This is a genomic window from Chthonomonas sp., assembly GCF_035294165.1.
Taxonomy (GTDB): Bacteria; Armatimonadota; Chthonomonadetes; order Chthonomonadales; family Chthonomonadaceae; genus Chthonomonas.
The window spans coordinates 12,465-32,419 of sequence record NZ_DATGLN010000190.1 but is presented as its reverse complement, the minus strand read 5'-3'; the positions used below and the strand labels follow the sequence as shown (position 1 = coordinate 32,419).

Annotated in this window: 18 protein-coding genes; 7 read left to right on the top strand and 11 right to left on the bottom strand. The window is 55.7% G+C overall.

All coding sequences use genetic code 11. The features are described from left to right. The 8 genes from VKV29_RS10500 to hisC all read right to left on the bottom strand — a co-directional run. Positions 1-291, bottom strand: a 291-nt coding sequence (locus VKV29_RS10500) for a hypothetical protein (RefSeq protein ID WP_324201259.1), incomplete at its 3' end; no start/stop codon positions are given. A gap of 1 nt (position 292) precedes the next feature. Continuing rightward, positions 293-496: a hypothetical protein gene (locus VKV29_RS10495; RefSeq protein ID WP_324201258.1), complete on the bottom strand. Its 204-nt coding sequence runs from the start codon at positions 494-496 to the stop codon at positions 293-295. A gap of 127 nt (positions 497-623) precedes the next feature. After that, positions 624-1,631 carry a hypothetical protein gene (locus VKV29_RS10490; protein ID WP_324201257.1) on the bottom strand — a complete coding sequence of 336 codons (1,008 nt, stop codon included), beginning with the start codon at positions 1,629-1,631 and terminating at the stop codon, positions 624-626. 287 nt (positions 1,632-1,918) lie between these two features. Further along, a complete protein-coding gene (locus VKV29_RS10485; protein ID WP_324201256.1) occupies positions 1,919-2,941 on the bottom strand; it encodes a hypothetical protein in 1,023 nt (340 codons plus the stop codon). A 29-nt stretch (positions 2,942-2,970) separates the two neighbouring features. After that, positions 2,971-3,423 (bottom strand): type II 3-dehydroquinate dehydratase, encoded by a 453-nt coding sequence (gene aroQ, locus VKV29_RS10480; RefSeq protein WP_324201255.1) that lies wholly within the window; start codon positions 3,421-3,423, stop codon positions 2,971-2,973. A gap of 3 nt (positions 3,424-3,426) precedes the next feature. Further along, positions 3,427-3,708 carry a Trm112 family protein gene (locus VKV29_RS10475; protein WP_324201254.1) on the bottom strand — a complete coding sequence of 94 codons (282 nt, stop codon included), beginning with the start codon at positions 3,706-3,708 and terminating at the stop codon, positions 3,427-3,429. Between the two features lie 380 nt (positions 3,709-4,088). Continuing rightward, positions 4,089-4,886, bottom strand: coding sequence for a DUF429 domain-containing protein (locus VKV29_RS10470; protein ID WP_324201253.1), 798 nt, complete (start codon positions 4,884-4,886; stop codon positions 4,089-4,091). 203 nt (positions 4,887-5,089) lie between these two features. After that, entirely contained in the window at positions 5,090-6,220 is a 1,131-nt protein-coding gene (hisC, locus tag VKV29_RS10465) for a histidinol-phosphate transaminase (protein ID WP_324201252.1), read from the bottom strand. 225 nt (positions 6,221-6,445) lie between these two features. Here hisC and VKV29_RS10460 point away from each other — a divergent pair, with 225 nt between their 5' ends. Continuing rightward, complete coding sequence (locus VKV29_RS10460; protein ID WP_324201251.1) at positions 6,446-6,724, top strand: YgiT-type zinc finger protein; 279 nt, start codon at positions 6,446-6,448, stop codon at positions 6,722-6,724. Between the two features lie 266 nt (positions 6,725-6,990). Here VKV29_RS10460 and VKV29_RS10455 read toward each other — a convergent pair whose 3' ends face one another. Beyond that, positions 6,991-8,046, bottom strand: a complete 1,056-nt coding sequence (locus VKV29_RS10455; RefSeq protein ID WP_324201250.1) for a Gfo/Idh/MocA family oxidoreductase — start codon at positions 8,044-8,046, stop codon at positions 6,991-6,993. Between the two features lie 364 nt (positions 8,047-8,410). On the opposite strand from VKV29_RS10455, the gene VKV29_RS10450 reads away from it, so the two are divergent. After that, positions 8,411-9,034, top strand: a complete 624-nt coding sequence (locus VKV29_RS10450; RefSeq protein WP_324201249.1) for a DUF4433 domain-containing protein — start codon at positions 8,411-8,413, stop codon at positions 9,032-9,034. Beyond that, a complete protein-coding gene (darG, locus tag VKV29_RS10445; protein WP_324201248.1) occupies positions 9,031-10,218 on the top strand; it encodes a type II toxin-antitoxin system antitoxin DNA ADP-ribosyl glycohydrolase DarG in 1,188 nt (395 codons plus the stop codon). The genes VKV29_RS10450 and darG overlap by 4 nt, the downstream gene beginning before the upstream one ends. A gap of 15 nt (positions 10,219-10,233) precedes the next feature. On the opposite strand, the gene VKV29_RS10440 is transcribed toward darG, so the two are convergent. Then, positions 10,234-12,516 (bottom strand): 3-hydroxyacyl-CoA dehydrogenase/enoyl-CoA hydratase family protein, encoded by a 2,283-nt coding sequence (locus VKV29_RS10440; RefSeq protein ID WP_324201247.1) that lies wholly within the window; start codon positions 12,514-12,516, stop codon positions 10,234-10,236. An 8-nt stretch (positions 12,517-12,524) separates the two neighbouring features. Continuing rightward, a complete protein-coding gene (locus VKV29_RS10435; protein WP_324201246.1) occupies positions 12,525-13,655 on the bottom strand; it encodes a citrate/2-methylcitrate synthase in 1,131 nt (376 codons plus the stop codon). A gap of 892 nt (positions 13,656-14,547) precedes the next feature. Between VKV29_RS10435 and VKV29_RS10430 the strand changes: the two genes are divergently transcribed. The 4 genes from VKV29_RS10430 (at position 14,548) to VKV29_RS10415 (ending at position 19,780) form a co-directional block, all read left to right on the top strand. Then, on the top strand, positions 14,548-16,068 hold the full coding sequence (locus VKV29_RS10430) for a fumarate hydratase (RefSeq protein ID WP_324201245.1): 1,521 nt from the start codon (positions 14,548-14,550) through the stop codon (positions 16,066-16,068). Beyond that, on the top strand, positions 16,065-16,553 hold the full coding sequence (locus VKV29_RS10425; protein ID WP_324201244.1) for a CbiX/SirB N-terminal domain-containing protein: 489 nt from the start codon (positions 16,065-16,067) through the stop codon (positions 16,551-16,553). The genes VKV29_RS10430 and VKV29_RS10425 overlap by 4 nt, the downstream gene beginning before the upstream one ends. Beyond that, entirely contained in the window at positions 16,546-16,923 is a 378-nt protein-coding gene (locus VKV29_RS10420) for a CbiX/SirB N-terminal domain-containing protein (protein ID WP_324201243.1), read from the top strand. The genes VKV29_RS10425 and VKV29_RS10420 overlap by 8 nt, the downstream gene beginning before the upstream one ends. Before the next feature lie 88 nt (positions 16,924-17,011). Continuing rightward, a complete protein-coding gene (locus VKV29_RS10415; protein ID WP_324201242.1) occupies positions 17,012-19,780 on the top strand; it encodes a hypothetical protein in 2,769 nt (922 codons plus the stop codon). Positions 19,781-19,955: the final 175 nt, after the last annotated feature.

The window sequence follows — 19,955 nt, the reverse complement described above, 5'->3', positions numbered from 1 at the left end:
GGGAGGCAAAGTGGCTACGGCGATCTCTGTTTCCGCATGCAGCGGGCTATCCCACTGTAAAGGCGCACCTATTTCTCGGCTTAGCGCCTCAAGGGTCGAATCGTCGGCACCGGGGCGCAGTTGCACCTCTATCTGGTTAGGGGAGATGAAGGCGCCGGCGTTTGCCACGGAAGGTGTTGAGGGGCGCTGTGCGGAGTGCGCCTCCCTCTGCCAATCGCGAAGCATCGGCCAGGCAGAGAGCGCTAAAAGTAGGAAAGCGATCCACGGCCACGGGGCCTTACGTTCGTTCATCTTAGTCCTCTTTCTCTAGCTGAGGCAGCCAGTCGCGATGACGGCTGAGAATATACTCATACCGATCTATCATGCGGCCTGTCCGCATATCAAACAGCGGTGTGCCTCCGGCGTAGACGGTTCCCTTGGGGTCTCCAAACTCGTTCAATCCCTCACGACGGATGCGTTCATCTATCAGCTTTTTCTGCTTCTCCGTTAGTGGCATATCGTTCCTCTCCTTTCCGCACCGTTTTTTTAGGAATACGGAAAGAACTTAAAAACGTTTCCTCAAATGGCTGCTCAACTGATGGTAGTTTACCCAAATTGCAGGCAATAAGCTTCAGCGATCTCTTCTAAAGATGTGGCGAATCCACATCTATTTGAATCACCACATAGTCCGCTCCTTGCCTCTGCAACACGAAGCCTATAGACACCATTCGCTCGTTGCCCTGAGGGTCTTTGAATACATGAATGCCCATAACGCGATAGGTATTTGGGTCTATCTGGTACACGCGATGCAGCCCGAAACTGAGCGCCGGCGAGGCCGTAAGCGCCTGGCGTGTCAGATGCAGATACCGATCGGCGATGAGGGAGTAGCTATACTGCCCATGCAAATAGATGGCTATCGTGCCGTTTGAGGGAAGATGCTTTGCTAGGGCATCGAAATCGTTGTGCTGGAAGGCGGCCGTAATGTCGCCGATGGCTGCACGGAGGGCCGGTTCGAGTTTGGGGTCGTCTACCGAATAGGCGGTTTCTGCGCGCCCCAAATAGTAGGCATACACGGCGTCGCCGGGCAAAGAGCCTTCGGTGGGAGCGCCGCGTTGTGGGTGTTGGGGCACGTAGACGCCATAGGGTGGATACCAAGCCCCATCACCATGCACACTCGGAGTGGGTGCGTTATCCTCTGGGCCGTAAACAGGTGGGTAGCAACGATGAGGCTCGGAAGGCCACGGAGTGTAGGAGAAATAGGGAAAGCAACAATCATAATAGTTCCACGCTAACGGCCACGTGTATACGTAGATGATAGTCCCCCATTGCTGAGCGATGCGATAGTGGGCGCCTTCGGTGGTGTGCAAGAAGCGGTCGTAAGCGGTTGGTGTTGCGGTGGAGACATCGCGGGAGGGTGTATGAAAAATAAGCGGTCGCGCCTGCCAGGAGGATGGATAGGCGGTACCGGCGTCTTCATAATAGTTTTGTGGAAGGCGTGAAGCCACATGGAAAGTGGTAGACGCCGTTGGGGCGCTATGGGCTGGAGCGCGCGAACGACTTTGAGCTAACGCCGGCCGCACGACGAGCAGAAGCGCTAAAGAGACAACGGCCGGCCACAAAACACGAAAGCCTCTTTGTTTAGAGCCAGACATGTTTTTTCACCTTTCTTGCCCTACCGACGGGGTTATCGTTTAGGCAAAGGTCGCCGACACGAAAAAGCTTGCTCGTGTCTTTACTAACCGATGTTTTCTATTTTGTACTACGTATTTATCACCTAGTTGTTACCGGTGTTGAGCAGATTTTAGAAGGGGCACCCTATCGGATCGCATGACGTCAATAAGTTCCTAGCTCCGGTGGGGAAGCAATGGATGCCTCGGCGGTCATAAAAGGGGTTCTTAAGCGCTTATGTTCCTGGTTGTTGCGCTGCCCCGCGCACCGGCTACTTTGCTTGTTCGCGAGGAAGGGGAATCAGCTCTATCTGCCTGCGTGCGTAGTTGATGGTTAGCTGATAGCGGTCTAGAAAGTTCCTCCCTAAAACGGCCTCCGATTCCAAAGCAGGGGTCACATCTTCTGGTTTTGTTTGGCCGAGCACGGGCAAGGGCGGCTGTAGAAAAGAGACATCGAGCTTATCCACGCCCGCCTTACCCACAGCAAGGCGCGGCGCTATGGCGCGGGTAAGCCGATAGGGTTTGCCATCGGTTCCCATACATAGGAGGCTTTCTAGGGGTTGGAGTTTTAGCGTTTCGGCCACTTTGGTGGGGATAATGGAGATGGGCGCCGTGAGGTCTACAAGAGCGGGAAACGGAGGGGATTTGGGCAGACTGACCATCACTTCGGGGCAGCCGTTTCTCAACTTCATCGGCATCACCACGGCCCCGCGCCCTCTAGGCAAAGGAGCGTTCGGCAGTTCCAGCTTTAGGAACTCCTGTTCTGCGTTGATGGTCACCTGAAAAGCAGAAAGAAAAGGCCCACCGAGCCAGCAAACCGGTGCATCGGCGGAGCTGATGGCGATTTCCGGCGATAGCATCTGCAGCACGTCAAGCTGCACAACCTGCAGCGGGGCTATCGGCAAAGTGCCAAGGCTAAAGGAGGGTATCTCGGTGGTGGGAGCGTCTAGCTGCTGCCAAAGCCTTTGCAGATGAACATCGCCGGTGGGCTTAGGCAGCTTTAGCCGCAACACGGTGAGAGGGGGCACGGCGCACGCGTTCATGGCGGTATCAAGGCCGCAGTTAAGCAGCTGATGCCCCGGAAATTCGGCCTGCACCACCAACAGGCCATACCACTTACGGCAAGGCAACTGCAGCGGTAAGCGCACGTTAGAGGGAACAGTGATCGGCTTTGTGGCCCAAACCTCCTCGCCCTGCTTCTCTGAGGGAGGCTCTCCCATAGGTACCCACCTACTGGTACAGAGCAGCATCCCCAACGTAAGCACACAGAAGCGAATGAGTTTTTGCCAACGCATAAACCAACAATTTACCGGAAGCGCACTTGTCAACGATGGCTTTGCTCGATGATCTGACAGATGGCCTCGAGTGCCAGTAGGTAGCCAAGTGAGCCTAGCCCAACGATCTGCCCCATGACGACCGGAGCGATAACAGAACGATGCCGAAACTCTTCGCGCGCATGAATGTTGGAGAGGTGCACCTCCACCGTGGGTAAACGCACGGCTGTTAGGGCATCACGTACGGCGTAGCTGTAATGCGTTAACGCGCCCGCATTAATGATGATGCCATCCGCCGTTTCACGTGCCTCCTGAATAGCGTCTACGAGGTCGCCCTCGTGGTTCGATTGAAGAATTTTCACCTCAACGCCAAGCTCCTGGGCCTTCGCTTTTATTTTGCGATTGATCTCATCGAACGTCTCACGTCCGTAGAAGTCCGGCTCACGAGAGCCGATGAGGTTGAGATTAGGCCCCTGTAGCACCAACACCCGTAACGATGGCATCGCCTAGGCTCCTTCCTTCGGAGGGGCAACGGTTGCCGGGTCGGCTTTTTCATCTAGCAGTACGGCTTCTTCCACCAGCAGCACGGGAATGCCCTCCGGGCTAATGGGGTAGGCATAGCGCCCGCACCAACAGTGAAGCGCCGTTTTCGACTCGTTTAGGTGCAGTGGCCAGCGTTGCGGGCAGGCCGGGCAGGCCAGTAACTCGATGAACCACGGCTCCAACGGCTGCGGCTCTAGGGCCGGCGTCGGTTCGCTCTTTACGGTCTCTTCCGATTCGCTTTCCATCTCTACTCCTTTTGACAATCGAGACAGGTGTAAAGTTACTTCTTCTCTACATTACCCTATTTTCTCCTAAAGCGGGCACGATGAACTGCGGGAGGTGAGCAAATCGGTTTCGTGCGATAAGTGCTCTTTTGGCAACTAACCCCAATAGTCCCTTTTCTTCTCAGGCACCTACCCCCCTCCTGCCCGGGAGAGGGGCACCTAGCGATGAGCGTCCTAGTGGACGGCGCCTTTGCGGCCTGTGTCGTTCCCTTAATTGGCTATCTCTCTAGCCGCTGCATTGCTGGCTGCAAGACGAAAGGAAGGGATAGGGGGAGCACACAGCTGGCTTGCTCTGCGAATTGGCTCTAGAACCGCAAGCTCCGTTGCTCTCACGCCCATTTCTATCTGTCTGTAGGCTGGTCTGCCTGAAGGCAGGCTGCTAGCCCAGGCGTTACCGGAGTAAGAATGTAGCCGTTCTGACTATCGCCTACCACACAACAGCGTTCACCCTCACCATAATGCCAATAGTAAGCCACTATGTAGGCGCACAAAAGGGCGTCCAACAAATCCTCGTAGCGTTTCAGGCTGCGCCCGCGCCTTTCCTGCAAATCTGAAAGCCAGGATGGTGGTAAAAGGGACGGTTGCGCCATTTTTAACGATTCCAGCAGTGTTGCATAGCGTGCATACTCCGCCCAACGGCTCTGAAGCGAGCGGCCCGGTTTGGCCTTATACTTCAGTGAGCGCTTGAGATGAAAAAGAGCGCACTGTGCACTGCGCGGAAACACCTCTAGACAGCGCCGAACGGTGGTATCGAGCGGCAAGAACCGATAATCGGGCGTCGTACCGAGTGCCGTATTCAGCCGTTGCAGAAGTTCCTCGCCACGCAAGTATCCGCCGCAGATATGCCGATTGGCCGGAAGGGGGCCGGCCTCATAACGACCAAAACAGCGTCGCAATTTGGTTTCGCAAGGGCGCTCACCCCGTTCATTGGGGACGATGAGAGGGGCATCCATTCCGATAAGCAGCCCACCGCCCCCATCGGCAGAGTGGACAAAGGCGACGATCTCCTCATTCGAGCCGAGAGCCTCATGCCATTCCAGCGCATGCAGAGTTTCGTAGGATGCACCGCCAGCTTCCAACACCACAGCGGCGCTGGTGTTGCCCTCTCCCCATGCGAGGTCAATCCCTACAAACTGCATGGTGGCTCAGAAAAAAAAGCCCGATGCCTTTCGGCATCGGGAAAGAAAGGAGGTCGCAACCCGCAGAACTTCTGCAGGGATCGCGATCGAACTGCTCGTACCTTATTATACCCGATGTTCATGTCAAAAAGTTCCCTACTTTGATCTTTTTTGCAAAGTTAGCCACAAATCGCTTGTTTTTTCCAGCTGTGTCTCAGTGTGTACTATTTTGTTTCAGCCAGGGCTTCGGGTAGAGCCTCTAAAAACCGTGCGTTCTGAGCAGGCGTCCCAATGGAGACACGCAGATGGGTTTGGCTTTTGAAGTCAGGGCTGAAGCGAACGATGACCCCCCGCCTTAGCAGGGCATCGGCCACGGCACGCCCATCGCGCGCCACATTTACAAAGATAAAGTTACCGTAGGTAGGGGCGTAGTCGAGGCCGAGACGCTCAAATGCGGCGTAGAGCGTCCGTTTGCCCTCTTCGTTCACGGCCACAGTTTGGGCCACAAAAGCCTTATCCTCCAATGCTGCTGCGGCTGCCGCTTGGGCCAGCAGGTTCACGTTGAAAGGCTCTCGCGTGCGCTCGAGCCAGCCGGCGATCTCCGGGCGCATGATCCCATAACCGATGCGCAGGCCGGCCAAACCATAGGCCTTGCTGAAAGTACGCAACAGCACCACATTCCGCTCATCACGCACAAAATCTATACACTCCGGATACTCCGGTAAGCCGGTGGCATACTCGTAGTAGGCTTCATCTATCACCAAAATGGCCTGTTCGGGCAGACGTTCTAAAAGCCTCTCGATACCGGCTCGGCTTAAGATCGTTCCCGTCGGGTTGTTCGGGTTGGCGATAAACACCAGTCGTGTCCGTACAGTGATAGACTCCAGAAGCGCCTCGAGGTCGTATCCCCAATCCGGTGTAAGAGGCACTTTATGACAGAGCGCATTGTTGAGCAAGGCCGCCGCTTCGTACCGAACAAAGGAGGGATCGGCCTGGATCACCTCATCACCAGGCTCTAAAAAGGTGACCCCTAAAAGATGGATAATGTCATCGGAGCCGTTGCCGAAAACGAGCGATTCGGGGGCTACATCCAGTTTTTTGGCAAGGGCAAGGCGCAAGGTGCGGGAAGAGATGTCGGGATAGAGGTGCAGTTTCGGTGCCATCTGGGCGATGGCCTCGAGCGCCTTTGGCGAAGGCCCTAAGGGGTTTTCATTGCTGGCAAGTTTAACAACCTCTTGGATTCCGAGTTCTCTTTGCACCTCCTCGATGGGCTTGCCCGGCACGTAGGGCACAAGGTGGGCGATATTTTCGGCGACCTTCAGTGGGTGGGCCATTACAGAACGCGAATCGGACACAGTGGGCTTCCTTAAAATGTTGACTAGACACTAAGATTATACCCTCCACTTCCAACTCTGTCCTCACTACAGTGTGGATGTGAGAGAACTGAATAGAACGCAAAATCCTTATAGGATATCTACCGGTTTTTCCCGATAGAGGCCGCTTTCTCGCAAAACTGCGCGTGCCGGGTGGTGTATTTTGATGGATAATATGAGAAAGGGAACAAAAAAGGATTTATCGTGATGTTGTCGTCGGAAGTCAAAACAGTTTGGGCGCCATGCCCTTTTTGTGGAGGTGAATGCAGGCCGGAGGAGGTTACCTTGCCGTTATGCCGTGAGAAGAACACCTACGTCATCGTTCAGGAGATACCCGCAGAAGTCTGTCAAGAGTGTGGGGAGATTCTGTTTTCGGTATCAACGACGGCAGCCCTTTTAGGGCTACTGAACGGTCAGAACCTACCGATCGCTACGAATCAAGTTCCTGTCTACCGCTTCGATGGCCGTGCGACCTCCTCAGAATAGGCAAGTGAACCGAGAGCGAAGCGGGGTGGGAGTCGAGAACCTCACGGTTCTAGAGCCAATTCGCAGAGCAAGCCTATCTTGTTCGCCCCCTATCAGGGACAAAGGGGGCGGTTATGGTTCGTTTTCAAAGGCAAGCCTATCGGAGTAAACCGAGAGTTAAGAAGATAGGCCGTAGGGGTAAGCCTTGTGCCTACCCTACCCCTACAGCCTACCCTCCTGTGCGTGAAGCCGGCCTTGATGGAGAGGGTGCGGCCGAAGGAGAAGCCCTAGTTGCAGCCGATGAGGCGCAAATAGTCACGGGCGATTTTGAGGTCCTCTAACGCTTCTGCGGCCTCGCAAGGTGGACGAATCTCGCCCTTTAAAGCCCGAACGAAGTTGATGGCCTGTTGGCGCATGGAGTGCACCCAAGGCAGCGTGGGACGAACACGTCTTGGCTCGGTTTGACCCCCTGGATCGTAGTAAACCTCAACGTTTCCCGGCCGGTACGAGGCGAGAGGGGCTGGAAGGGCTATATGAACGTAGCCATGATCAAAGGCCACCAGCGCGGTCTCTTCCCAAGCACGGGTGGTTGTGTAAGGTTGCATCTCGATGGTTGCGGCAACACCGCTGTCGCTTTCGGCCACCAAAAGCGTTCGGGAAGGATGCGCATAGACAAGCCTGTAAGGCTCGCCGAGGAGGTAACGCAGAAGGTTGACCTGGTGAATGTAGTAGTTCACAAACTCAACATAGGTGCGTGCGCCCTCTGCGCTGAGGTCGGCGGGTGGAGGGTCGTGAGGAAGGCTAGGATACGGTTCATCGGTGGTAATCAGGTCGGTAAACCCTCCGGCAACCCAGTCGCCGGGCGGCATGGTGATGCGCACATAGCGCAGTTTGCCGATCTCACCGGTCTGTTTTAGGCGCTCGATCTCCCCCTTCGCCCACATGACAGCAGGGTCGCTGCGCTTGTTGTAGCCAACCATATGCCATGTTCCGCTCCCCTTTAAAGCGTGCATCATCTGCTCTCCTACGGCCAGTGAACCGGCGAGCGGCTTTTCGGTAAAGATAGGGATTCCGGCTCTATAGAGGGGAATGACCACCTGCCCATGGCGTGTAAAGGGTTGGGATACCACCAGACCGTCGAGGGACTCTTTGGCGAGCATCTCCTCCGCAGAGAGATAGACGTGGGGAACTCCATAGCGCTGGGCCACCTTTTGCCCTAGCTGAGGGCGCAGCTCGGCGATAGCTACTACCTGACAATCGGGCAAGGTGACGTAGTTTTTTAGATGGGCGCACTGGCCCATACTGCCCACCCCCACAAAGCCGATTCGTACCGGTTGGGACATGTTTCTCTCCTTGAAGGGCATTGTTCTGTTGCGAGATATATCCGCGGGGCGGGGGCGAGAATCCTGCCCATGTCTTGCGAGGAGAGGCTTCTATTGCTTCTCGCATATCAATGGGAGTGCAGCCTTGATAAAACCTACTCCTCTGCATTCCCCGCGAACTATCTGCCTCTGCACACAAGCTCTAAAAAACCACAGGCTTTAAAGTCACCGTCGCCGATTTAGAGGGAGGGGCGAGAGCGATTTCCGCTTTTGTGCCTGTACTAAGCATTTTTTTAATAGTCCTTTTGGGGCTTCAAAAAAGAGGGTTAGAGGTAATAGATTCTAAAAATTGCGAATAGATTAAAAGGAGGAGTCTTTTTCGGCTATGCAGCGTAACGGTTTAAAAGAACTGCACTACATAACCCCCTGCCAAAACGTTCCGTACATCTTAAAGTACGGCATACTTTCGTACAATCGGGTTAGAAGCGGCGTAAGAGGCGGCAAGCTGCGCTCGGTGAGCGTTTCGATGCCTGAGGTACAGAGGCTTAGAGAGCAGAAGTGTATGCCGAATGGGCGTCCGCTGCATGATTATGTAAACCTCTACTTTTGTGCGCGAAATCCAATGCTCTACAAACGAAAAAATCTGCATGAAAAGCTATGCGTGCTGCGCGTCGCACCGAGTGTGCTCGATATTAAAGGAGCTGTCATCTCCGATAGAAATGCGGCTTGCGCTAGCGCTAACTTTTATCCATCACCAGAGGGGCTGGTGCATCTCGATCCAAAGAAAATCTTCGCTCGCGTTTGGTATCACCCTTTTAGCAAAAAGGCGACAGCAGATCACGCTTCCATCAAATGCGCGGAGCTACTCGTGCCCGATGTCGTGCCGGCGAGCTATATTCTTGGCGCCTACGTCTCATGTCAGAGGGTAGGCGACGCGCTACGTGCGATGGCACCCCCGCTTTCTGTTAGAATAAATGCATATCTTTTCTTTCTTAGGGAACAGCTATGATACGGGTGCGGAAGGGCGATCTATTCCAATCGAAAGCACAAACCTTGGTCAACACGGTGAACTGCATGGGCGTGATGGGCAAGGGGATCGCGCTCGAGTTCAAAAAGCGCTTCCCGGAGATGTACAAAGACTATGTGCGCCGATGCGGAGCAGGTGAGGTGAAGCTTGGCCAGCCCTACCTCTATCGCCCCCAGACGCCACCCTGGATCCTCAATTTCCCCACGAAAAGCCATTGGCGTGAGGCTTCGCGCCTGTCGGATATCGTGGCAGGGCTACAGTACCTCGAACGGCACTATAAGGAGTGGGGGATTCAGTCGCTTGCATGCCCCGCTTTGGGCTGCAACAACGGGAGGCTAGATTGGGCTATCGTTGGCCCGATCCTCTACCGTTATCTTAGCCGGCTGGAGATAGAGGTGGAGCTTTACGGCCCTCAGGATGCCCCTGAAGAGTTGGTAAATGAGGCGTTTCTTCAAGGGCAGGATGCGGGGCTTGGTGGACTGTTTTCCGAAATAAAGGACGACGCGGCGCTTCCCCTGCTCGCCGAGCGGCGAATCGAAAAGCTGGCCTCTATAACCGAAGCGTTATCCGCCTGGGTTGTGATCGCGGAGACCCTTGCACGTGTGCTTGGGCAACCATGTCGGTGGAAGATAGGCCGAACCGCATTTCAAACCATGGTCTATTTTGCCACGGCAGAGGGTTTGCCTACCGGCCTTGTTTTTCGGTGGGGCAGCTATGGGCCTTACTCCGATACGCTGAGGGACATTGTCCAGCAATTGGTGAACGATGGGCTTTTGGAAGAGAGTAAAGACGGTTCATGGCGGCTCATGCGTCCAGGAATCGCCTATCCTGCCGTGAGGACGACTTACCATAACGAGCTGAAAAGGTGGGACGGTTTGATCCGAAAGGTGGCCGATCTGTTCTCGCAAATGGATATACAGGAGATAAGGGTCGTGGCCACCGTGCATTTTGTGACAAAGGAGTTGCAACAGAAGAGCGCATCTGCTTTTGAATCGGTCACCGAGCAGGTCGTGCTGGAGACGATGGAGCGGCGACATCATGCTGCCTTCTCTAAGGAGCAGGTTACCGGGGCCATCCGCACCTTAAATCGCCTAGGTTGGGTTCAGTTACAGCCCGCTGACGATCTTCCGCTAAGCGCAGCAGAGGAGCCTAACGTTCGGTTTTAATGCTTGGCACTTCGCCTAATTTCGCAGGTGTTTGCCCGTTGTCAGCACGTGGCGAATACGTTCAAGGCTCTTTGGGTGCTTAGCCGCCGCGATAAACGCCTCGCGTTCGATCTGCAGAAGGGCCTCCTCGGTGCAGGAGCGTTGCGTTTCGGCATCTCCATAGAGGACTCGGGCAAGTTGGGCGGCAACGAAACCATCGTGCTCGGTGATAAGGCCTTCGGAGAGCCACTGCTCAAGCGCGCGGTGCAGTCGCTCTTTTGCCGCTCGCCCAAAGGTGGGAATGGGGTGAGGGGAGAGGGGGCGATAGTTTTCCTCTCTAAGGCGCTTCGCGTGGCATTTGGCCTCATAGAGAAGACGGTCGGCGTTTGGGGTAAGACCGTCGGTAGGACGGAGAAAACCGTTTTTCCTTGCCTCATCGGCGCTGGTCGAGATGGAGGGGATCGTGAGGCGCTTGAACAGATTCTCCAGCGCATCCAGCGGATCGGCCTGTTGTTCTAGCGGGTTCATCGTGCGCACCAACATCTCTTTGGTGCCACCGCCGGCCGGTATAAGCCCCACGCGCACCTCCGGTAACCCCATTGCCAGCTCACGGGCGGCCTGCACATGGGTGCAATGTAGGGTGCCTTCACAACCGGCTCCGAGCGTGTAGCCATGCGGGGCGGCCACCGTGGGAAACGAGGCATATTTCAAGCGTAGAAAAACAAACTGCAGCTCTTTGAGCATGGCGTCGAGCGCTTGCCACTTTTTGGCTTCGATGGCCTCTAAGAAAAGGTGCAGGTTATAGCCCGCCGAAAAATGGGGTGCCTGATTGCCGATGACCAAGGCCCACCCCTCTTTCTCAACAAGGTTGCAGACCTGCTCGATAAAGCGCACAAGGGCCGGCTCAAATGTGTTCATCTTGGTGTGAAACTCGAGGCAGACCACATCGTCGTCCAGCGCAATGAGAGAAGCGGATGCCTCTGCAAGCAACGTTCCGCCTTCCTGTTTTCGTTCGGATAGACAGAGATACTCCGGTTCTTTCGGGATAGGGAGATATCTGTCTTCTGCAAAGGAGAGATAGGTGCGCCGGTGGCCAATACTTCTATAATAGGGGCGCTCTCTTTGCGGTTGCAGCAGATCGGCCATGGCTCCAGGCCCAAGCTCCCACTGAAAACCCCATTGCATAACGCGGTCTATGGTGAGAATGTCGTCGGCGATCTCCGGCCCAACAGAGGCCACATAGTCTGCGAAGCGGAACAGAAGGGTGTGTAGAAACCGCGCTTCGGGAGAAGGGGCTGAGGCAGCTTGAGCGATGAGAGCCAAGCGTTCCGGCAACGGCAGGGTTTGAAGATGGGCGACAAAGGGCAGAGGCTCGGTTTGGCGGGGCCGATAGGTTTGTGTGAGGAAGTCGAACACCTCGATATGATCGTTTTGGCGCCGATAGAAGCCACTACCCCCTTTTTCTCCAAGCAGACCCCGTTCTAGCAGATACCGTAGCGCCTTCGGTGGGGTGAGGAGCGAACGCTTAGGGTCGTTTGGAAGCAGTTCGTACTGATGCTGTGCCACGGCAGCGACGATGTCTAACCCGACGATGTCGGCCATGCGAAACGTGGCACTGCGCGGGCGACCGATGAGCGGGCCGGTTAGGCTATCCACCGTCTCAACCGATAGGCCGAACTCTTCGGCCAGATGCATGGTTTCGAGCAGATGCGCAATCCAAAGCCGCGTGGATATGAAGCCGGGGGTATCGCGGGCGAAGGCTACACGATGTCCGAGCGTCTGCTCGGCAAATCGGGTAAATCCCGCAACGAGGTTGGGGTCGGTTGTGGACAAGGGAATGACTTCGAGCAGCTTAAGATAGCGGGGCGGGTTGAGAAAGTGGGTGCCGAAGAAGCGAGCACGAAACGATTGGCTTCTCCCTTCGCTCATGGCATGGAGGCTTAAGCCGCTGGTATTGCTGGTGATAAGCGTTTGAACCCCAGCGTTTTCATCGGCAAGAGCCAGCACGTGGCGTTTGGTCTGTAGGTCTTCGATGACGGCTTCGACGATCCAATCGGCCTCTTTTAGACGACGGATGTCGTCCTCTATGTTGCCTGCATGGATGCGCTCTGCATATTCCGGCAGGGCGAGCAAGGGAGGGCGTGCATTTTGGAGGCGACGGAGGCGCTCTTCGGCCAACCGGTTGCGTTGCTGGGGAGAGGGAAGATCGAGCAGCCAGACCGTCCAACCGGCATTGGCAAGCTGGGCGGCGATGCCGCCGCCCATGGTTCCCGCCCCTAGAACCACGGCCATACCGGTGGTTTTCGATCCGTCTATCATTGCCGCACCTAGGGACGTTCCGGCAGCGGAAGCACAGGGCGCTCGCTCGGCCCGATGTATTCACTTTCAGGCCGTATCAGGCGGTTGTTTTCTAGTTGCTCGATGATGTGGGCACACCAGCCGGTGATGCGGCTCATCATGAAGATGGGGGTGTAGAGCGGAATGGGAATATCCATAAGGTAGTAGAGCAGGCCGATGGGGAAGTCTACGTTGGGATAAAGCCCTTTGGCTTGCATCATCTCGCGCTCGATGATATCCGCCATTTCGAGCCAATGCGTTGCCCCCTTGCTGTTTGCCAGCTCGATGACGTACTGTTTTGCAATGCGGGCACGCTCATCGCCGTGTTTATATTCGCGATGTCCGAACCCCATGATCCGTTGTTTCCGCGCGAGTGCCTCACGAACCCACTCCGCCGCGCGCTCTGGAGAGCCGATTTCGAGGAGCATCTGCATGCTCGCCTCGTTGGCGCCGCCGTGCAGAGGCCCTTTCAGCGTGCCAATGGCCGATACCACGCCGGAGTAGATGTCGGATAGGGTGGAGACGGTAACGCGGGCAGCGAAAGTGGAGGCGTTGTAGCCATGCTCGGCATAGAGGATTTGGCTTACATTGAACGCATGGCCGATGAGGTCGGAAGGCTCGTGGCCGGTAAGCATCCAGAAGAAGTTGGTGTTGTGATTGAGGTCGGCGCGTGGGGTGGCCGGCTCTTGTCCCTGGCTGAGGCGATAGCTGTTGACAATGATGGTGGGCAGTTGGGCGTAGAGCCGAACGGCCACGGCACGATAGGCCTCTGCAGTTCTCTCTTCACGCTGTGGATCGAAGAGGGCGAGCGCGGCGACGGCGGCCTTCACGCGATCCATTTGCGAGGCATCGGAGGGCAGGGTTCGCAACAAGGAGATGACCTCTGAAGGGACGCCACGATGGGCGCCGACGGTTTTGCAGAAAGCGTCGAGCTGGCTTTGGTTGGGCAGATCGCCGTAGATAAGGAGATAGGCGACTTCGTCAAAGCTGCAATGATCCACGAGGTCGTGGATGTCGTAGCCACGATAGCTCAGCCGATTCCGTTCGGCGTCTATTTTTGAGATGGCGGTAAGCCCGGCGACAATTCCCTCTAGTCCGGGGCTGTAGGATGCACTTGGCATGGAAAGGCTCCTCTTAAAATTCTTGTTCTGTAAAAATCTTCTTTTTTCCAAAGAGAAAATCCTTCTCTTCCTTCTACGTGTGGGCGTCGGGAAGCGTTGTAGATTCGTGTGAAAGACCGCTCGTCTTGCAGATGAGGGGGAGGGCGTCGGCCTTGAGGTTACCCGCCCATCATGCAATCGGTTCTAGAGCCAATTCACAGGGCAAGCCTGCCTTGTTCGACCCCCTATCCCCTCCTTTCGTCTTGCAGACGGCACAGCAGCGGTCTTAGCAGACAGCAACGCAGCGGCCAGCGGAATGAGGCGTTTAAGGAAGCGACACAGGCCGCTGAGGGGGAGTGTTGAGGGAAGGGAGCCCTGCCCCAGAAAATCTTGCGATTTTCTGGGGACCCCTGTATTGGCCTTGAGCGCAGCACCGTTGGCCTTGAGGGGAGTAGGGTGTGAGGGGTTGTAGGGATAACCCTTGTGGTTACCCGCTCATCGTTCATTCAGTTCTAGAGTCAGTCTGCACAGCAAGCCTCTCTTGCTCGCCCCCTTTCCCCCTAATAGGGAGAAAGGGGGCGAGTGGTGAGTTTCCAAGGGGGAGGTTATCAAAGGAAACGGAGAGTTAGCTTGTTGGTCTCCCCTCTCCCCATGGGGAGAGGATTAGGGTGAGGGGCTGTCGAGGTAGACGGCGCAGTTTATGAAGGAAGTTGCCCTCTGCAAAGTTGCCTTTCCGCGAAAGGCACCGTCCGCTAGGACACTCACCGCTAGGTGCTCTGCGTTCTAAGGGGGTGGGAGGGGCATGGCGTCACCCTCGTTCCTGAACCATCTGCGGAGATGGTAGGTATAATGAATGGGTGTGAAAAAAAAATCGTTCTCTGCAACGTTGCGGAGGACTTGGAGTTTGCTAGCTATGGAACAGTTGCAACAGAGTTTGCTGGAGCTGATCACCCAGACCGCCACCAACATGCCTGCCGATGTACGCCGTGCCCTTAAGCGCGTCCTGCAAATGGAGGATAAACATAACCGATCGGGACAGGCACTACAGATCATCGGGTTAAACATTGACATGGCCTGTGAGCGTGAGCAGCCTATCTGTCAGGATACGGGCATGCCCACCTTCTTCATCCACACTCCGGTGGGGGTGAACCAAATCGCTATGAAACAGGCCATTCATGAGGCCATTGCGGAGGCCACAAGGCTGGGCAAACTAAGGCCGAATTCTGTGGATAGCATTACCGGCAAGAATGTTGGCAACAATATCGGCCCCGGAACGCCCATCATCCATTTTGAGCAGTGGGAGGAAGACGAGATCGAGGTGCTTCTCCTGTTAAAAGGGGGCGGATGCGAAAACAAAAATATCCAATACTCTCTTCCCTGTGAGCTAGAGCATTTAGGGCGTGCCGACCGTAACCTGGAGGGTGTCTACAAGTGCATCCTTCATGCTATTTGGCAAGCCCAGGGGCAAGGGTGTAGCGTGGGCTGCTTGGGAGTGTGTATTGGGGGCGATCGCACCAGTGGCTATAGTCATGCCAAAGAGCAGTTGTTACGTCCTCTGGACGATGTGAACCCGAACCCGGTTTTGGCGGAGCTGGAAGAGCGCGTGATGGCACATGCCAACGACTTGGGCATCGGCACAATGGGCTTTGGAGGCAAGGTGACCCTTTTCGGGTGCAAAATCGGGGCGCTGAATCGGCTGCCGGCCTCCTTCTTTGTCTCGGTGGCCTACGATTGTTGGGCTTTTCGACGCCTTGGGGTGCGCCTTGACCCGCAGACAGGGGCTATTCGCCGGTGGTTGTTCCGTGAAGAAAGGCCCCAGCGCTTGGCCGAGCAAGAGAACATCCCGCTTACAGGCCGAGAGATTCATCTTACAACACCGTTAAGCGAGGAGGATGTGCGTAAGCTTAAGGTGGGTGATGTGGTGTTGCTTTCCGGCGTGATCTACACAGGGCGCGATGCGCTCCATAAATATCTCTTGGAGCACGATAGCCCTGTAGACCTTCACGGACAGGTAATCTACCATTGCGGCCCGGTGGCGATTAAAGATGCACAAGGGCGCTGGAAAATCACCGCAGCCGGCCCCACGACGAGCATGCGCGAAGAGCCTTACCAGGCCGATATCATCCGGCGTTTTGGAATAAGAGCGATTATTGGCAAGGGCGGGATGGGTGAAAAGACCCTTCAGGCGCTGAAAGACTACGGAGCCGTCTATTTGAATGCTATTGGCGGGGCGGCGCAGTTCTACGCCGAGTGTGTGACGGATGTGGAGGGGGTAGACTTTCTGGAGGAGTTCGGGGTGCCTGAGGCCATGTGGCACCTGCGCGTGAAAGACCTGTTGGCGGTGGTGACGATGGATAGCCATGGCAACAGCCTGCATGAGACCGTGGAGGAGGAGAGCGGTAAGAACTTGGAACTCGTAGCCTCACGAAGATGAAGCCCGACGCGATCCTTCTGTTTGCCCATGGCTCTCTTCTATGTGGGGCCGGTGAGGCACTGCAAGCCCATGCGGAACGCCTGCGCACCAAGGGGCTTGCTGCCCGCGTGGAAGTAGGCTATCTCAACTATAGCGAACCACTATTTGCGGAGGTAGTGGCGCGCTTGGCGCAAGAGGGGGTGCGTCGCATTTTGGTGCTACCCTATTTCTTAGTGCCAGGGAAATTTGTGAAAGCCGACATCCCTAAAGCGTTGGAAGAGGCAAGGGCACGCTGTCCCGAATTGGAGTTTATTGTGGCCGAGCCGATTGGCTATGATGAAAACTTGGCCGATGCGCTTATCGCAAGCGCCCTCGCAGCCGTAGGGCCTGAGGCGTGGCGTGAAGACCTTGAGCGCGCCGCGCGCTTCTGCCGCGCTTTGCCCGATTGCCCGCTCTACGGAACCGCAAAATGCCCGGCAACCTCAGGAGTAAAGGAGCATGGCTAAACAAGCTCTGCTGGTGCTGGTTCACGGCAGCCCACGCCCTGCCGCTAACGAGGCGATGTATCGCGTGGTTGATGAAGTAAAACGACGCGGTATCTTCCCGATTGTGGAGGTCGGTTTTCTGGAGTGCAATAGCCCCTCCATTCCTGAGGCCATCGCCCTTTGTGTGCAACAGGGCGCCACGGAGATCGTGGGTGTTCCCTATTTTCTGCATACGGGCACGCATGTAGCCGACGATCTGCCCTCGCTGTTCGAGGAAGCTCAAAAGCTCTATCCAGAGGTGCATTTCCGCCTTGGCCCTTACCTAGGGCGTTCCTCACAGCTGACCGAGGTGCTGGTCAAACGTGCTGTGGAAGCCGGCAACTTCGAGTAGGTGGTTGGATCCTCCAGAGAAAATGCCGCCGGAAGTCGCCGGCTTGCCGTGCGTTCATCTACGACAAACTCCTTTGATGGAAAGAGGCATGGTGCGCCTTATACAAACCCGAAAATTTTGGGAAGTGTGGCAAAAACCCATAGTCTTGCATGGCTTTTGGGTGTTTGCTCTGCTCCTCTGTTTGCTCTGCCCCCTTTATGCGAGAGGGCAGGGCTATGGGGCCAACCTTGTGCGAAACGGAGGCTTCGAGGGAGGGAGCGGGCCGGATGGCAAAGGGGGCGGTGTGCCCGAATGGTTGCCTTACGGCCAGGGCTATGATATTGACCGGCGGTTTGTGCATGGCGGCGAACAGAGCATACGGTGTGATAGCACCGATACAACCAGCCTGCACGGAGCCATGCAAACGATCGTGCTCAACGAACAACGCCCAACTCCCATTGTTGTGGTAGGCTGGAGCCGCGCCGATTCGGTGGAGGGCAACAACCCTGCCGACTACGCGCTCTATGTAGACCTGATATATGACGATGGAACCCCATTATGGGGGCAGCTGGCCACCTTCTCGCCAGGAACGCACGGTTGGGAACGAGAGCAGGTCGTTATCTATCCAGAAAAGCCGGTGAAGAGCCTTACCCTCTATACGCTTTTTCGCCATCATAAAGGCACCGCCTGGTTTGATGACGTTTCTCTCTATCTGCTAAAAGGCCCCCATATTTTTGATGGCCAGTTGATGGGTGTGCCCACCCGCTCTCAGCCTGTGGCGCCTTGGCAAACGTTGACATCGGCAGACCGTTCTCTCTCACTGACCTTCGATGCTCGTGGCACCTTGGCTGCGGTGAGGATAAGAGGAAGGAAAGTGAACGAGTCTGTGATGGGCGGGTTTCTGCTGCGCGATGTGGGCAGTGATGGCCCTTTGATTCCCCTGGAAGGCCGTTTTACGCCAAGGCAGGCGGGCGGAGTGAACTTCGATGGCGTGATCAATGCCCTGCATGTTGTGTTTAGCGTAGCGCTATATCCTAAAGGGGATGGAATAGCGATAGACGGCACCCTGATAGATAAGACCGGCCAAGACCGCGCTCTAAGCCTCTATTTCGCAGTTCCCATCGCCCAATCTGACCTCGTGTGGGGAGAAGATATTCGTCGTGCATTCCCCGTGGAGGCTGGCGAGGAGTATGAGAACGAGGTGCAGATATCGGTAGGCGCAACCGGAGGGCTTTCCCGCTATCCCTTTGCCTGTGTGGCCGGTGGAATGGGCGGGCTTATGATGGCGGAAGATATTCAGTGGCCTTCCGTATTTCGCATCTTCTATAACGCCCCTCACCATCTTTTTGTCACTGGGTGGGATGTGGCCCTTACTGGTAAAAGTCAAGTATGGCCTGCGCGCACGGCGCGTGTGCGCTGTGAGTTGTTCTCCCTGCCACCCCTGCCCGTAGAGCGAGTGGGAGAACGGGAGATCGCATTGACCACTATGCCGTTTCGAGAGGCGGCAATGAGGTTCTATCGCGCCAACGCCCTCTTCTACCCAGAACAGCATAAACCTTACGGTATTTGGATGCCGTTTACCGCTCCGGAGAGCGTGGAAGGATGGCCGGATTTCGGCTTTGCTTTTCATGAGGGCGACAACAGCATAAAACAGGATAACGCGGCAGGCATCCTCTGTTTTCGATATATCGAGCCTTCTTCCTACTGGATGCCCATGGCAGACGACATCCCACGTACCTATGAGAGCGCGATGGCCTTGATACAGACGCAAGCAAAAGAGGCTATGCCGCCACGTCCTCTGGATTCACTAGCCGATCCAACTCCTCAGGAGTGGGCGCGCGCCGTTCTGAACAGCGGCGTGCAAGACCCGAACGGCCGTTTCTATGTGCAGTTCAGCAAGGTGCCTTGGAACGATGGGGCGCTCTTCATCTTAAACCCTAGCCCCGGCTTGCCGGCCACGCCCGAACAACCCACTAAGGCCTCACTGAGCTATACCGTACAGGCTGCAGACCACCTCTTTGGGACGGAAGACACGCAGAAACACGGTCGTCTCGACGGTATCTATCTGGATTCTCTAGAGAGTTGGACGGATACGCGCGACTATCGTTTGTCCGATCTACAGGCGTGCCCGTATCCTTTAACGTTTGATAGCGGTCTCCGAAAAGTCTGTGTGCCTCAGTGGTACTGGGTGCACGACTTCACGCGTTTCGTCAGTGCAGATTTGCACAACCGAGGGCGCCTCCTAATGGCTAACGGCACGCCCGAACGCTTTTGCGTTTTTGCGCCGCTGCTCGATGTGATGGGTTCCGAGGTGAATTGGCTTGATGATGGCCACTTCTCCCCGGATTCCGACGCGACCCTCTGCTACCGAAGAACCCTTTGCTACCAGAAACCCTTTCTCATGCTGATGGACACCGACTTCGATCGTTTTGACCACAGTATGGTGGAACGGTATTTTCAGCGATGCCTTTTCTACGATCTGTTTCCAAGTATGTTCAGTGCGGATGCGGCGACGCATCCCTATTGGGAGACGCCAAAGTGGTATAATCGAGATCGTAACCTGTTCAAGCGCTATATTCCTCTTTTTCAACAGCTCTCTGCGGCAGGTTGGCAGCCTCTTACCTGGGCGACTACAGATAATCCTTCGCTAGGGATTGAGCGCTACGGCGATCACCTCTTCACCCTCTATAATGCCTCGGCACAACCGCAAAGCGGCAGGGTGGTTGTGTTTGCAGCACAGATTCCCACGTTGGCAGGCGCACATGAAGCGGTCGAGCGTTTAGCACAAAAGGTAACGCCTCTGCAAAACCAAAACGGTGTGCTTCTCTTCCCGATTGAGATAGGGCCTCATGCCACGGAGGTTGTAGAACTCCGCTAATTGAACCTTTTCGGCAAGAGACACGACAAAAGAGAGAGGAACATGGGAAAACGGTATTGACAGTCGGCGGCAAACCTGATACAATGCTGAGGACGTATCTAAAAGATGAAGGATAGTGGCGAGGTTGCAAACCCCTATTGGTGGGGTAGTGAGTCCGCAGATTACGGATTTGAGC